We start from the raw sequence: 15078 nt of genomic DNA on the forward strand, positions 1-15078 counted from the left end.
CGAGGATTCCGCTCCATTGCTTGCTTTTTGTCAATTTGAACTCTACCGTACCTCTGTACGCCGACGAATTCAAATTGACAAAATATAACTTCCTTTTTCTTAAGTCTACAGCGTGTCGATAGGTTTATCGACACGCTGAAACAGCCTTAAAAAAACTGTTTTGTTTTTTAAAATTCGCTTTCTTTGAATCCTGCCGTTTTGTAAATACCGTCCGAAGGCAAGATACCCCGCATGAAGCGACAAATCATGCTCCGGCGATAACCGTTTAATGAGTATTCTTGTTTGTACGGCTCTGCACCTTGTTCCCACATGTCACAAGCTGTAAACACCATGTCGCCGCAACTTGTTTCGGTATTTCCCCAGGTTGTGCCGATAATACCGAGCATGTTATGTTTCTTCGCAAGATTAACTCTGCCATGAATTTTGGACATATCCGACCAGGGCGCAAGAATCAGTCTGGAGGCAGGAATGTTCTTTAAGAAATACTGTACAGATTCGTCCTGAGCCTCTTCAATATTATACTGCCAGTCCACTACATACATATCCTCCGCAAGACCGTCCATATCGAAAGTAAATGTGTCATTGGTGTTGCAACAGAAGGGATAATCAAAATCCTTTTTATCCAAAAACATTTCGCCCCACATAATCGGTTTTCTGTGAATGTCGTTTTTAACAGATTCTGCGGTGCGATTTAAAAATCTTACAAAGCCTTCTGTATCCGAAACATCTTTTTCTGCCCAGGGACTGTACAAATCCGCAAACTCATCACAACCAATGTGAAAATAATCCCCTTCTCCGAAAATTTCACACAGTTCAGCTCGAATTTTTTTATGCAGTTCGATAACCTCCGGGTTGTCCACATCCCATGTCCATCCACCCTGTGTAAACCATTCCTCGTATTCGGGATTCTGGTCTAAAACTACATGCTTTCCGGACACGAGCCGCGATTGCGAGGAGTGACCGATGTGATTCATAAACGGGATAAATTCTACCCCCATTGCACGTCCTAAATAAACAATTTCTTTCAAATCTTCCGCAGTCGCAGCATCCGGCCACCCGAATTCAGGAAACACTTCCAGTTTTAAACTTCCCCAGGTTTCAATACAAATGTGACTGCACTTTAAAAAAGCACAAAGTGCCACCATTTTTTTAATGTGTGTAAGAGATGTATCGTGAAACAGGCATAGATGCATCCCACGAAAAGAAAGAGCCGGCTTGTCTTTGATGCAAACAAACGGAATAATAAAATCATTTGTTTTTCTTCTGTACGGACTCAAAAGCTGTAACATTGATAAAAATGCATGAATCAGACCAACGCTTTCGCTAAACGCCATGAAAACACCTTTTTCATCAACGGAAATTTCGTATTCGTATTCTGAATCAAAGGAAGGTATATGTACGTCCTTATCAACAGATAGACACGCATTGCCTTTTAATCCGGGTACAAATATAATCTCGAGCACACTTTTTTTGGCAGTAAAATTATTCCAGAGTACAGGGCAAAAGTCTAAAAACTCTTTTTTATCAAATTCTGCGTCCAAATGCAGATATACTTTTTCATTAACGATATAGTGTCCGCTTTTTTTCTCCAGAAATAAAGGCTCAGGAAACAATTTAATCATGGTAATCACCTCAATTGAAATTATAGCACAATAATCAAATGAAACAAGACATTTTATTAAATATTTATGTCATTTTTTGTGAACATCTTTCGGAAGGACACCGAAGCGTTCTTTAAAAATTTTGGTGAAATTGGAACTGGAATTAAAGCCACAATCCATGCATATTTCGGTAACACTCATGTTGGTTGTATTTAAAAGCATCATGGAATAATCAAGGCGCATATTACGAAGGTATTCATGAAAAGTGATATTGATTTCTGTTTTAAAAAGCTTACTGAAATATTGCGGTGTCACATGCACAAAATCAGCAACCTCAATTAGCGTGATTGGGTGTCTGAAATTTTCACGCATGTATTTTAATGCGTTTCGCAAAATTGCATTTCCTATTTTTAAATCCGAATTATCGGTTTGACGCAATATTTTAATGAGCACTTCTGTGATAATGCTCTGTACAAGCAGTTTGCCATACTGCTCATTATTCTCTTTTTCTACCAAAAGTTTTTCAAAGCATTGTTTTACATTTTCGCACTCTTTTGAATTAAAGGTAGCTGTAAATGCCGTGTTTTTTGCATACAAAACATCTGTAATTTCCTTTGGTAACATATCGTCGGCAAAGCAAAGGCTGTAAAGCAGAGTTGGTTTCGCAAAAGAAAGATACTCATGCACATCTCGTGATAGCATAAAAACAATCGTTCCGCTTTTACATGGAATGGTATGTCCGTTTACTTTCTGCACGCAATCCCCTTCTGCCACAAACTCAATCTCTGTAAAAATATGATTGTGAATAGGCGGAATGGGCAAATCTTCGGGCCCCCAGACCTCTTTATCAACCAGAAAATGACTTTCTTGCTGTAAAACATTTTCCCGACTATTCTTCCAGGTATTGATATATTTTTCCATTTTGCCTCCAAAATATTAAATAGTAGCTAAAATTTATTAAAAAACAAGTTGAAAAAATTAAAAATAAGCTTATAATTAAAGTATAGAGCATATTTAAAAAAAATGCAAGTATTTTTTAGGAGGTTGAAAATATGGAAAAATTATTAACCGGTGTTGCTTATCACGGCAACAGAATTTTAAAGCATGTGGAAGAAGACATGATTGACATTGTAAAGCATAACATGAATCTTGTGGTGCACATGTTTACACACAATGACTGGGACCGTCATTTAAAAGTAATGAAGGATATTGTCAGAATCACAGAATACTACGGTCTTGATATGTGGTGGGACAACTGGGGTATCGGAGGCCCTCCGGGAGATAAATCCTTCTTTACCGGTCAGCATCCCGAAACCAGAATGCAGTATAACGACGGTACATTTGACCCCGTTCGCGTTTGCTTTAACAGACCTGAGCTTTTAGAATTTACAAAAAACTGGGCTTACACCGTTAAAGAATTTGGCGGAAACAAAATTCTATGGGACGAACCGCACATTCCACCCCACCTTCCCAGCATGGATCAGAACAAATACGGTTGCTGCTGTGACACCTGCAAAAAGTTATTCGCAGAAAAATACGGCAAGGAAATGCCTCTCGATGGTATGACACCCGAAATGAAGGAATTCCGCGCCTGGAGTATGCGCGAATATTTCAATAAGATTACCGCTTATTCCGCAGGTCTCGGTATGGAAAACATTGCCGTTGTTATGGTTCATACATTAGACAATACGCAAGATATTATCAACACGCCTGATTTACATAATTTTGGCATTGACCCCTACTGGGATCCCAAATACGGCAAACGTGATCCGTATGAATATGTATATGAAAACACAAAAAAACAGGTCGAGCTTGCTAAATCGTTAGGCAAAGACTGCCACACCTGGATTCAGGGATTTGATATTCCTTTCGGAAAAGAAGATGAACTGATTCTTGCTACAGATGCGGCATACGATGCAGGCGCAAGAACCATTTTAGACTGGAGCTTCCGCGGGGCTGAATCTAACACCTATAAATCAGATGTTGCAGAGCTGACATGGCAGGTTATGGGTGAAGCTATGGGACGCATTCGTGCCAGACATTTTGATGCCATTCGCAGAGAAAGAATGGCAAAATATCAAAAATAATTAAAGAGGGATAAATATGAAAAAAAGAATCAGCTTTCTTTTAATATTCGTTATGCTGGTCGGCATGCTTACAATTCCTGCGCAAGCCGCCGATGTGCAGACTATATTTATTGCGCCTGAAAATTTTCAGGAAAATTTGGGTTCCTGGACTTATAAAACAAGCGACGTAGCAGATGCGTTCAAAAGCATCCTGATTGGACGCAGTGACAAGGCGCAAAATCTTTTAAAGCCTGCAGGGGTAAATGTTGTTGTTCCTGCCGACGGTACATACACCGTTTATGTCCGAACACGTGATTACGATACACACCCCGGTACCCGTAAAAGCCAGATTGCCGTAAACGGCACCATTTATCCACACATTTTAGGTGCACACGGAACAAATGGCTGGGCCTGGGAAACGGTAGGCGAAGTTTCCTTAAAAAAAGGCACATCGACCGTTCAGCTTGTAGATATTACCGGATACACGCCACGCGTTGAAGGTATTATTCTGTCAACAGATAAAAACATTAAGTTGCCCGAAAATGCAAGTGCTTTTGGAAGTTTTGCTTCCAAATATGCATGCACTGCCGTTCCCGGTGCGCTTGTATCGCCTATTTACGAAGAAAAGCCTGTCGAAACAAATTTTAAATCAGATAAGGTTTACAGCACTTTAGACTATACTTCCTTTTCACCTCTCGGAACTTGGGAAATAAAATCCGAAAGCGGAACTATGCTGGATTCGTTTCTTTTCTCTACCACAAAATCAGCAAACGCATCTGACAATGCTAAAGCGGTATTTGGAGTTACGCAAGATGGAGTTTATGATGTGTGGGTACATACCAAAGACTCTTCCAACAATCCCGGAAGCCGCTCATTTTATTTAACAATAAATAACAATGAGCCAGTACTCGCCGGTGGCCACGGAAACGAAGGGTGGCACTGGGACAAGGTTACCGCCTGTCCCCTTTTCGCGGGTGAACATACGCTTTCTTTAAGTGACTATCGTGGTAATTTCTCGCGTGTTGACATGATCGTAATTACCAACGATAAAGAATTCAAAATCGGCGAAAATAAAGAAATTATGCATAAGCTTCAAAATGAATATCTTTACAAATCCGGTTCTGCAAAAGAAACCAAGGCTACTGATAACGGTCAGGTGCGCCCAAGTGATGAAATTGCGGTTGAATTCAACGGAAGCTATATGACCTTTGATGTTCCACCTCTTCTGATTAACGACAGAACTATGGTTCCCATGCGTGCCATTTTTGAAGCGCTCGGTTGTACCGTTTCCTGGAACAACGATACGCAAACTGCAACCGGCATGCGAAACGGCTCCATTGTATCCCTGACTATCGATTCAGATGTCGCACAGGTAAATAATAAGAAAGTATCATTGGATGCACCTGCTGCGTTAATTAATGACAGAACCATGATTCCGTTACGTTTTGTTTCGGAGGCATTGGGAGCTTCTGTAAAATGGGAAGGTGACACCAACACCGTCAGGATCTTAGCTGATATTCCGTCTGCCGCTTATTTCCTGCGTCCTGAAAGTTTTGAAGCTTTGGGAACATGGTTCATGGAAAGCGGACAGGCAGATGCATTTAATCAGACAACGCTTCGCGGTTTGGTTAAGCCCGAAGACAACCCGGCACAGACTGCTGAAGATTATAACAATCCAAAGCCCGCAACAGCATATATTCCGGTTGCAAAAGGCGGTCAGTACCGAATCTGGGTACATTCAAAAGATTTTGAAACCAGCTCCCCCGGCACACGTTATTTTAACATTGGTGTAAACGGCAAAATGCACGAGCAAAAGTTCGGCACGCACGGTAAAAACGGGTACCGCTGGGCAGACGCAGGTGTATTCACATTAAACGAAGGAACAAATTCAATTTCATTATATGATACCTCCAAATTCTATGCCCGTTGTGATGGTGTCTTAATTGTAGAAGATTTAGGATATATTCCCGAAGAAAGCTATTCGGTGACATCGGCACTTGCCAAGCCATACAACCCGGCTTCCACACGTTCTACAGAGTTCCCAAAATGGGCTAAGGAACAAAACGCACCAACAGAAAGTATTGCAATTGAAAACGAATATACAAAAGTTATATTCCACAAAGTACCTACACAAAACGGCATTGTGATTCAGAATGAAATTTATGCAAAAAAAGACGGCAAGTGGGTGTTAACCAACAAACGCGATGAACCTCTTGGGTATCTTATGATGCAAGCGGACGATTCGTTAAAAGCAGGTTCTTCTGCTGAAATTGCCGCATTTAAGAACACATATACCGAAAACGGCATTGAGAAAAACTATATTGGTTCTGATGTGTACAGCGCGGGTACTGTGAACTGGATGATCCCAAACGATTATACTGTAAACGGAAACACAGTAACGCTGTTGTTCCCAGATAACAACTATGCTTCCTTGCAGGTTGTATGGAGCTTAGATGACGGCCGTTCTCCGAAGGTTACTTTAGATGCAAGCTTTAAAACAAACGGTGCATATTCCTTCGGTTGCTTTGAAGGTCAAGGGTTTGCAGACTATGATTTTGCAATGATTCCTTACAGAATTATGAGCAAGCAAGTTGCCGGAGATCGCGGTCTTACAACGCAACAATCCGCAATGACACCCATGTCCACCTATACACTTCCTGCAAATAACATCTATAATGCAAACAAGGTTACAAAAGGCGTTGTTGTTGAGCCGTCCTGGCTTCCCATTATGTGGAATTATACCGAAAACAATATGTTCGGTTTAGCTTCCATTGATGCTTCCGGCGCTTACGGTGGCGGTGTATTTGCTCCCCTTTTCGGAACAGAGGCATGCAAATTTTACAGCGGCGATACCTATAATTTCAGCTATCGTGTTATTTCCGAGGTATCTGACTGGTATGATTCTTATAAACACATCGCAACAGATTTGTTTGAAGTAAAAGACTACAGAACCAACTATTACACCTCCTTAAATGAGGGTATTTATAACACCATCGACCTGATGATGGATGACGATTTGGGTGGTTGGAACAAATATGCAAAAGGGTTTTATAATATGGAATCCTCTTACATGGCAACCAACGCAAATCCTATGGCGTTGCTTCAGGCATATCAACTGACCGAAAACAAAGACATTTTAGAAAGAAGAACTGTTCCGACCATTGCGAATTTGCTGACACGTCCAAATTTACACATGAACTGGACAACCAACAAATCCTCACAAGCATGGGGACAGCACGAAATCGGTTCTCCTATCAAATATTACAACTTAAATGTAATGGGTGGGGTTTACGAGCAAACAGGCGGTACCCTTCCCTGGCTTCTGAACTATTCCATCGAAAAAGCAAAAGCTGGCACAGTAAACGAAACCGCTTCGGCAGTTGCACCATTCATGAACGACTTACATCTGTACAAATATACGGGAGACGAATCCTATCTCAAAAAAGCAATTGCTACCGCTGATAAATATTTAGAGGATGTTGTATACGCACCGCGTACTACACAGCAAAAAGAAACTGTATTTGTGTACTCCGGCTACTATCCGAGCCTTTCTTCTCTGCTGGATATTTATGATGTAACCGGAGACAAAAAATACTTAGATGCTGCAGAATACACCGGACGTTGGATTTCAGCTATGGTGCAGACTGCAGGTGTAGATTCTTCAAAACGAAATCAGATGATTACTGTAAACGATCCTTTGGACGTGGCAGTTCGCTGGCAAGGCGGTAAGGGTGAGCATTTAAGCTCCTCCTTCTGGTGGCACGGTGATGTTATCTGGCGTCAGGGTACAACACCCGGAAACCCTGCGGATACAGACAAAGCTTATGCGCTTATGCGTGAGCATATCGAGGATGTTCCGCTTTGGGTTGCAAGCAATGTAGGGCTCGGTGTGGAACAACCTGTAACATTTGGCGGTTCTTCCTACATTACAATGCAATGCTGGGCAGGTGATATGGTAAGACTTGCATATCTTACAGGTGACGATTATTTTGAATCGGTGGCAAGAAATGCAATCGTCGGCAGATTCGGCGGATATTCCGGCTATTATCTGCAACGGTTCTGGACCTATTATATGCAACCGGAGTACGGATTTAACGGTCCTGACTTTACAAACATTTACTGGCACCATATTCCGCAGTTTTATGCAATGCTTTGCGATTTCCTGGTGAACCAGATTTCCGCAAAATCCGATTATCTGATTTCCTTCCCTGGTTTACGTCAGCAGGGTTATGCATATTTTGACTCGAACCAATACGGGTACGCACCCGGCAAATTTTATGATGAAGATGGTATGTGGCTGTGGCTTGACCGCGGAATTGTAACTCCGAATTCGGTTCAGATTGACTATTTGACTGCAAAAAAAGATGGCATGTTTGCTGCTGCATTCTTGAACGAAGGAAACGAGGCGGTAACCACCGAAATTGTTCTGGGTGAAAAACTCCCTGGCAGTCAAACCTATACAGGTTCTGCTACACTTTATGATAATGCAGGCAATAAGTCTGAAATTCAGATTGAAAACGGAAAGTTTATGCTTACCATTCAACCGAAAGCTCTTGTAAGTGTAAAAATCAGTCTGCCTGATGTGAAAGCACCCTCTTATGCATTGCTCAAATACACGCTCAACGGAAAATATGATGTAAAACAGTCGGTTGCAGAGCATGAAAACGGAAAAGCATTTGCGATTCAACTTAGTCCGGACGAGTATTTTGCCTACATTTATGTAACAGACACCGAAGAAACCGCATCCGCGATTAAAGTTTACTACACAATAGGTGACAGCGAAGAACAGATGGCCGAAATGGATGTTTATCCTTACGAAGTTATCCTCCCCGTTCAGCAACCTGTTAAGCCACTCACCTACCGCATTGAACTGGTCCAAAATGATGGATCTGTTAAAAAAATACCGGGTGGTACGATTATACCAATCGGTTCCGGTTTATAAAAAAATGCAGACCGACTTTAAGTCGGTCTGCATAACTTACTTGAAAGGATTACTATATGTCTATAACAACGTTAAGCCTTATTCTTCTTATGATTGTCCTGTTTTCCTGGCAGTCGCTGTTCAGCCGTTTGCAGGCAACTGCGTATCCAGGCAATGAAAACGATGCTCCGATTGTCTTTTCTGTGTTTTATGGGTTGATAATCACTTTTATCACCTTTATCAGTGCCGGCTTCATATTCGAGCCTTCCAAAGCAACTGTTTTGCTTGGTGTTTTAAACGCACTCATTGTGCTTGGCTACAACATCTGTTTGCTTGGTGCATCCGACCGGGGCAATTATTCCATCACAATTATCTTCATGATTTTCGGTGGTATTCTGATTCCTTTATTCATTTCTTTGTTTAAAGGAGATACTTTAAATGCCGTGCAATGGATTTCTATTTTGGTGATGCTTTTATCTTTCATACTGATGAATTTACCGCAAAAGGGGGCAACCAAACAAAAAAGCAAAAAAGGTTTTTTACTTTTATGTGTGTTGCTCTTTTTATTCAACGGCTTTTACGGTGCAATCATGGCATGGCAACAAGAGTTTACAAACCAGACCGAACAAAACGAAATGATTATTGTTACCTATTTTTGTCTCGCGCTATTCTCGTTTTTGTTTATGCTGTTTAAAAATCGTGGTCAATTGCAATCTTTTAAGCAAACCAAAAAATCTGTTCTGTTCTTAATTATTGCAAGCTCCGTCGGCACCTTTGCACAAAAGCTGATGTTGTATCTGGTAGGACCCGGCGGTGTTCAGGAAGGTATTTTGTACACATTTGATAACGGCGGTGCAATGATATTATCTATTGTTTATTCTTTCTGTATTTTTAAAGAAAGACTTACAAAAATACAGATTTTTTCGCTATTGATGGCATTAGCGGCACTCATTGCACTTTCAGTTGCGTAAAAAGGCGGTTTATCCGTCTTTTTTTCTTTTTTACAGAATTCTTGACAAAAATCGCCTTTTCCGCTATACTAAGCGAGAGGTGAAGCACTATGAAAAAACTACTTATCCTGTTTGCGTTTATTATTTTATTCACTGTACAGACAACTGCCCACCCGGGAAGAACGGATAAATATGGCGGACACACGGAGTCTGCCACCGGACAGTATCACATACACAATGACGATGGTACAATAACATATACAACCAAACCCTCCGATTCCACACAAAAGAACACACAAATCTATACGCCGGACACTTCGTCTCAAAACGGAACAAACTCCATACAGCAACAGTCTCCTGCTCCGTCATATTCTGATGTACAACAAACCTCGCCTGAACCACAGACAGAGCAACCGATGTACGTGCCGCCGGTAACAGAACAAGAGCCCATCACCGAAGAAATTTTGACTGAACCGAATTCTGAACCGCAGGCAAGTAATGATGCAAATCAAAGTTCTATAATAGTTGGAGATGTGACAAAACCTTTGCAGGACGATGTAAGTCCCAACGCCACCGATACGAATCCGGAAAATAAAGCTACTGTGTACCGACAAGTAAACGGAAATGGTTCGCCGCTTCAAGCACTCAGCACAGTTGGGCTGAGTTTACTGGTTATTTTTGCGTTAATCGGCATTTGTATCGTCTCTTCAATCGTACAAATGGCAATTAAAAAACTCGAAGGCAAATCAGAAAATATTGATTTTTTGCTGTATATACCAACTGTACTGGTTGTCGTTCCGGCATTTTTAGGAAATGCACTTATGAAAATTTATCACTTTCTCGAAAGAACAAAAGTAGAGGAAAATCGAAAAAGTCCTTATTCTGAAGATGATTTTATCCGAAGAAGTAATTATCCGGATTAAGCAAAATAAAAGGGAATGTAAAAAAAGTCCGGATCGCAAAAACGCGAGTATAAAGGCGAACAAAGTTTGTGTAAACTCACGAGAAAGACACGAAATGAAGAAAACACGCAAAATTTTGCGTGTTTTCTTTTGATAAATGCGTTTTTGCTATGAACAAACTTCGCCTCTCGACGTACCGCGTCGGTGCAAGAGCTTTTATATCGCAATCCACCTTATGGCGTTTTGCTCATTTTATACTCTGCACCTCCTTTTAGCCGAAAAGTTTGCAAGCAATACTTTTCGGCTGGCTCGCAAAAAGTATTTCGGTGAAAACTTTTGGCGAAAGAGGAAGAGCAACGGCGCAAAAGAAACCCTTCGTCGCAAAACGAAGGGTGCCCAATGCATCGTTTGCTCTGACGAGCCTTCGGGTAACCCCAAACCGCGATGCAACGCAGTTTGGGCTCAGTTTGTCCATTCCAAACATTTTTTCCTATTCCCTAAAAAAGGGCTGTAATAAATTTACAGCCCCTTTTTATTAAAGTGAAGTTTCTACAAAACAATAACCATCGTTCCATGTACTGCCCTGATTCCATGTGTAATTCCATATGCATCGTTCTTTATAGAAGATGCCGGGACCAACAGAATAACTTTCCCCCACCTGCAGATGATGCGGACCTAAAAGGTTGCGTAGGTTGTTAATCAATGTGATTTCAACCTCGGTTTCTCCTGAAACACCGAAATCTGCTAGAGAAATTTTATTGTCGGACAGAACAACTTTTGTTTTATCACCAATTGTAATACGAATGGCGTTTACGCCTTTTTTATCCAAGAGGATATAGGGATTTTCACCGGAGATGTTTATCTTTCCGTATACAGTCAATTCACCGCTGAAGAACGGGAAGCCCTGTTGTTCAATGTTCGAAAGGGTAATCTCTTTCTTAGGTTCTTCAATGGTAAACGAACCGGTATACCGAACCGCTTTTTTATCAAGCTTTTCCCACGTTCCATCTGTCCCCACAGAAAAATCACCTACAAGGTAAATGGATTCAATTTCCATATCATAGCACAGCTTATTTTTTTCACTTTCGAAAATTTTGGATTTCCGGATATTATCATAAACGGTTTGCGACTGCTTGAAATCACAATCAAAGCTGATGGTATTCTTGCCTTTTGTAAGATAACGAGCGATGTCTGTTTTGCGGAAAGAAATGTCTCTGAAATAACCCTCATCCTTAAACGCAATTTCTTTGCCGTTAACAGCAATGGTAAAGTTTTCGGGTGTTTCGCAAACAAGAAACAGTTTTTCTGGAATGTAATTTATCTCAACAAAATAATCCTGATGGATTTGTACCGGACATTCTTTTTTGTTGGCGCGCTCTAAAATATTTAAAACATAACCGTTTTTCTCCTGCAGTTCGCCATCAAAATAGTAATCACAGAAATCAAGTGTGATAGAATTCTCCACTGCCCCGCCCAATTTAAATGGACCGCTTAACTCAATTTTTGTTTCTTTTTGCGGTGCATGAGGTGCGTTTTCAGATTCAATCACCATGAGGCTTCCCCAGGGTTCAAATTCATAGGGCGAAGCAAAGTTTTCCAGTTCTCCTGTCTCAAGATTTACTTTTTTGCCTTTTACATAAATTTCCGCATTCTTTCTGTCGGGACTTGTGTTGACAAAGAAATGAACTTTTTGTTCCTTGCTTTCTCGGTAGGTGTATGTTAGTGTCTTGTCGTTTGTAACAGAATTTTCGGTAAATGAGTCTGTGCTGTCAAGTACAATACCACCGTTTGCAATAAATTCTGAAAGAAGTTTTTCGGTTGACGGAAGCAACACTTCACATCCCGCCTTAACAACATACTTATAGCTCTGACAGCCGATTTCAAAACGGTCACCGTTAACCTTGCCATGGCGTTCAATAATAGTTTCGTCCCCTAAATGGAACGGAAGATGCTTTTCTTCAAGACCTTTCACAATTGCCTTAAACCGTTCAAACATTTCGTCGATTCCTTTGTTTTCATTTGCATCATAAACAGTCCACGCTGTCGTTTGAGGGTGTAAAACTAAAATTTCAGGTTTAATTTCTCCCTCGGTTAAAATCATGCCTTCGCGGGACATTGCATCCACAAACTGCTTATATTCACTCCACCAAGGCTGTTGGCAATACATCGCAGGCGGATAGTCTCTTTTTCGGATACCACGGTTGGAATAGCCTTCTAAGTGCTGGCAAAGTAAATTAACACCGCGAACAGTCTGCCATTCATAGATGCCTTTCAACTCTTCAAAACTTACGTTATGTCCACAAAGTGCAAATGTTTCGGAAAGGACTTGTTTTTTGCCAAGCTGTTGGGCAACAGAGCCGAGCTGATGAATCATAACACCATCCTGAATCTTTCTTCCTAACCAATCCATACCCGGCACGTGGAAATATTCATAATGCGGCATACATGCACCGTTAGATGCAAGTTGAGAACCGAATGTGTTTTCACAAACAAGATGACCGGTAAATTTTAAATTACGTGCATCACACCAGTCATAAATTTGTTTCATAAAAGCTTCAGAGAACAAATCGGTTACCATTTTCCAGAATTTAACGCGAACTTCTTTATATCCATCCACTTCAAAGAATAAAGCATCCAGATGATCCAGAAGATTCTCGTTATAACGGGCTTTATAGCTTTCTTCCATTACAAAGCTCCATGGAATACCGTTACGGGAAATCTGCGGTTCATCAGTGAAAAAACCTTCAATCTGATTTTTATACTTCTCATAATAAGGCTCGTATGTACATTTGATAAACTCTTTGATAACCTTTTTATCGAGTGTATCTACATAAAAAGGATTGACATCGTAATAAAAATACAAGTCCCCGATTTGACAAATAGCTGTATCCTTATGCTCAAATTCTTTTTCCCAGCGAAGGTATTTTTGTTGGAAATCTAATCCCATACCATTTACGATACCACTACCGAAACCACTGGGCCAGCCGTTTTCATCGTATGCCCACGCACGCATTCCAAGCTCATCTGCTTTTTCGACCGAAGCGGAGACGTTTTCAAACCATTCTTCTCCCATATATTCGGTCTGCAAACCGCCACGAGCATGCATAAAGAAACCGCCGATGCCCACATCATGCATTTTCTGAATCTGGGATTTGGTTTCTTCAACATTTAATTTTTCGTTCCAACTCCAGAACGGAATGGGACGGTATTTTTGAGGTACATTTTTATAATCCATAGCATTCACCTTCTTCTTATTTTTTAAAAAAGGGAGTAAAACAACTCCCTTTCATTAGATTTTGATTATTTTTTTGCACCGGATTCGCAATAAATACATCTGTAGATACGTTTTTCCCGGTCAGTCAGTTTGAAAATCTGCTGAATTTCCTGTTCTGTGGTTGTAATGCAGCGCGGATTTTTGCAAGTGATAATATTCACGAGTTTTTCAGGAAGATTCGGTTTTTTCTTTTCAACACGCAATCCGTTTTTAATTACATTAATGGTGATGTTTGTATCAAAATAAGCTACCACGTCTAAATTCGAATCCATCAAAGCGTCCACCTTGATGATATCTTTTTTGCCCATTTTTTTACTGGTTACATTTTTCATAAGCGCAACCGAACAATCCAGCTCATCTAAGTGCAGAAAATGATAAATTTCCATACCAAGACCTGCAGGAATGTGGTCGATTACAACACCGTCTTTAATGGAATCAATATTCATTCTTCCACCTCCAGCAATTTTAGAATCAATGCCATGCGCACAAATTTGCCGTTTAATACCTGTTTGAAATAGCAGGCTCTCGGATCGTCGTCGACTTCGCAGGAAATTTCATTCACACGAGGCAACGGATGCAAAATGGCAAGATCTTTTTTTGCATTTTCCAGTTTCGCCATATTTAAAATGTAGGTATCTTTAAGACGGATATAATCTGCTTCATTAAAGAAACGCTCTCTTTGTACGCGAGTCATGTACAAAACATCAAGCTCAGGCATTGCCTGTTCTAAGCTTGTCACTTCCACATAATCCATGTTATATTTTTCAATGATTTCAGATTTGATATACTCGGGAATCTTTAATTCTTCAGGCGAAATAAGTACCAGTTTTATGTTTTTATATCGGGTTAGTGCCGAAATCAAAGAGTGTACCGTTCTGCCAAATTTCAAGTCACCGCAAAAACCAATGGTGAGATTATCGAGCCTCCCCTTTTCACGGGTAATGGTAAGCAGGTCAGTAAGCGTTTGTGTAGGATGATTATGGCCACCGTCACCCGCATTAATGATGGGCACTTCAGATTTCATAGAGGCGACCATCGGAGCGCCTTCTTTCGGGTGACGCATTGCAATAATATCTGCGTAGCATCCGACTGTGCGGATGGTATCGGTTACGCTTTCTCCTTTTGATGCAGAGCTGGAATTTGCTTCCGAAAACCCAAGAACACTTCCCCCAAGATCGAGCATCGCTGCTTCAAAACTAAGGCGCGTTCTAGTTGACGGTTCAAAAAATAAGGTTGCAAGTTTTTTACCTTTACATTTTTCGCTGTACAAAGCAGGGTTTTCAATAATATCATTTGCTTTGTCAATTAAGCGGTCGATTTCAGACACCGACAAATCATAAATATCAATTAAATGACGCATTTAG

8 protein-coding genes and 1 pseudogene are annotated in these 15078 nt (G+C 40.7%); 4 read left to right on the forward strand and 5 right to left on the reverse strand.

Annotation, left to right across the window (positions count from 1 at the left end; translation table 11 throughout):
- Positions 1-167 precede the first annotated feature (167 nt).
- A complete protein-coding gene (locus IJE10_08835; GenBank protein ID MBQ2968207.1) occupies positions 168-1622 on the reverse strand; it encodes a family 20 glycosylhydrolase in 1455 nt (484 codons plus the stop codon).
- A 69-nt stretch (positions 1623-1691) separates the two neighbouring features.
- Entirely contained in the window at positions 1692-2522 is an 831-nt protein-coding gene (locus IJE10_08840) for a helix-turn-helix domain-containing protein (protein ID MBQ2968208.1), read from the reverse strand.
- 131 nt (positions 2523-2653) lie between these two features.
- On the opposite strand from IJE10_08840, the gene IJE10_08845 reads away from it, so the two are divergent.
- The 4 genes and pseudogenes from IJE10_08845 (at position 2654) to IJE10_08860 (ending at position 9744) form a co-directional block, all read left to right on the forward strand.
- Entirely contained in the window at positions 2654-3688 is a 1035-nt protein-coding gene (locus IJE10_08845; GenBank protein MBQ2968209.1) for a hypothetical protein, read from the forward strand.
- 16 nt (positions 3689-3704) lie between these two features.
- Positions 3705-8609 (forward strand): hypothetical protein, encoded by a 4905-nt coding sequence (locus IJE10_08850; GenBank protein MBQ2968210.1) that lies wholly within the window; start codon positions 3705-3707, stop codon positions 8607-8609.
- 56 nt (positions 8610-8665) lie between these two features.
- Positions 8666-9559, forward strand: coding sequence for a hypothetical protein (locus IJE10_08855; GenBank protein ID MBQ2968211.1), 894 nt, complete (start codon positions 8666-8668; stop codon positions 9557-9559).
- Between the two features lie 89 nt (positions 9560-9648).
- A pseudogene (locus IJE10_08860) lies at positions 9649-9744 on the forward strand (YHYH domain-containing protein).
- Positions 9745-10975: 1231 nt separating this feature from the next.
- On the opposite strand, the gene IJE10_08865 reads toward IJE10_08860, so the two are convergent.
- The 3 genes from IJE10_08865 to pyrB all read right to left on the reverse strand — a co-directional run bounded on the left by IJE10_08865 (position 10976) and on the right by pyrB (position 15074).
- Complete coding sequence (locus IJE10_08865) at positions 10976-13675, reverse strand: hypothetical protein (GenBank protein MBQ2968212.1); 2700 nt, start codon at positions 13673-13675, stop codon at positions 10976-10978.
- 65 nt (positions 13676-13740) lie between these two features.
- Complete coding sequence (locus IJE10_08870) at positions 13741-14160, reverse strand: aspartate carbamoyltransferase regulatory subunit (GenBank protein MBQ2968213.1); 420 nt, start codon at positions 14158-14160, stop codon at positions 13741-13743.
- The gene (gene pyrB / locus IJE10_08875) at positions 14157-15074 is read right to left on the reverse strand and encodes an aspartate carbamoyltransferase (GenBank protein MBQ2968214.1); all 918 of its coding nucleotides are present in this window, start codon (positions 15072-15074) and stop codon (positions 14157-14159) included. Before pyrB ends, IJE10_08870 begins: the two co-directional genes overlap by 4 nt.
- Between the last annotated feature and the right edge of the window lie 4 nt (positions 15075-15078).

This window comes from Clostridia bacterium (genome assembly GCA_017410375.1).
Lineage (GTDB): Bacteria > Bacillota > Clostridia > RGIG6154 > RGIG6154 > RGIG6154.

Bases quoted from the DNA above. Each gene is read 5' to 3' on its own strand.
- IJE10_08835 (MBQ2968207.1), bottom strand. From the start codon at position 1,622: ATGATTAAATTGTTTCCTGAGCCTTTATTTCTGGAGAAAAAAAGCGGA.
- IJE10_08840 (MBQ2968208.1), bottom strand. From the start codon at position 2,522: ATGGAAAAATATATCAATACCTGGAAGAATAGTCGGGAAAATGTTTTA.
- IJE10_08845 (MBQ2968209.1), top strand. From the start codon at position 2,654: ATGGAAAAATTATTAACCGGTGTTGCTTATCACGGCAACAGAATTTTA.
- IJE10_08850 (MBQ2968210.1), top strand. From the start codon at position 3,705: ATGAAAAAAAGAATCAGCTTTCTTTTAATATTCGTTATGCTGGTCGGC.
- IJE10_08855 (MBQ2968211.1), top strand. From the start codon at position 8,666: ATGTCTATAACAACGTTAAGCCTTATTCTTCTTATGATTGTCCTGTTT.
- IJE10_08865 (MBQ2968212.1), bottom strand. From the start codon at position 13,675: ATGGATTATAAAAATGTACCTCAAAAATACCGTCCCATTCCGTTCTGG.
- IJE10_08870 (MBQ2968213.1), bottom strand. From the start codon at position 14,160: ATGAATATTGATTCCATTAAAGACGGTGTTGTAATCGACCACATTCCT.
- pyrB (MBQ2968214.1), bottom strand. From the start codon at position 15,074: ATGCGTCATTTAATTGATATTTATGATTTGTCGGTGTCTGAAATCGAC.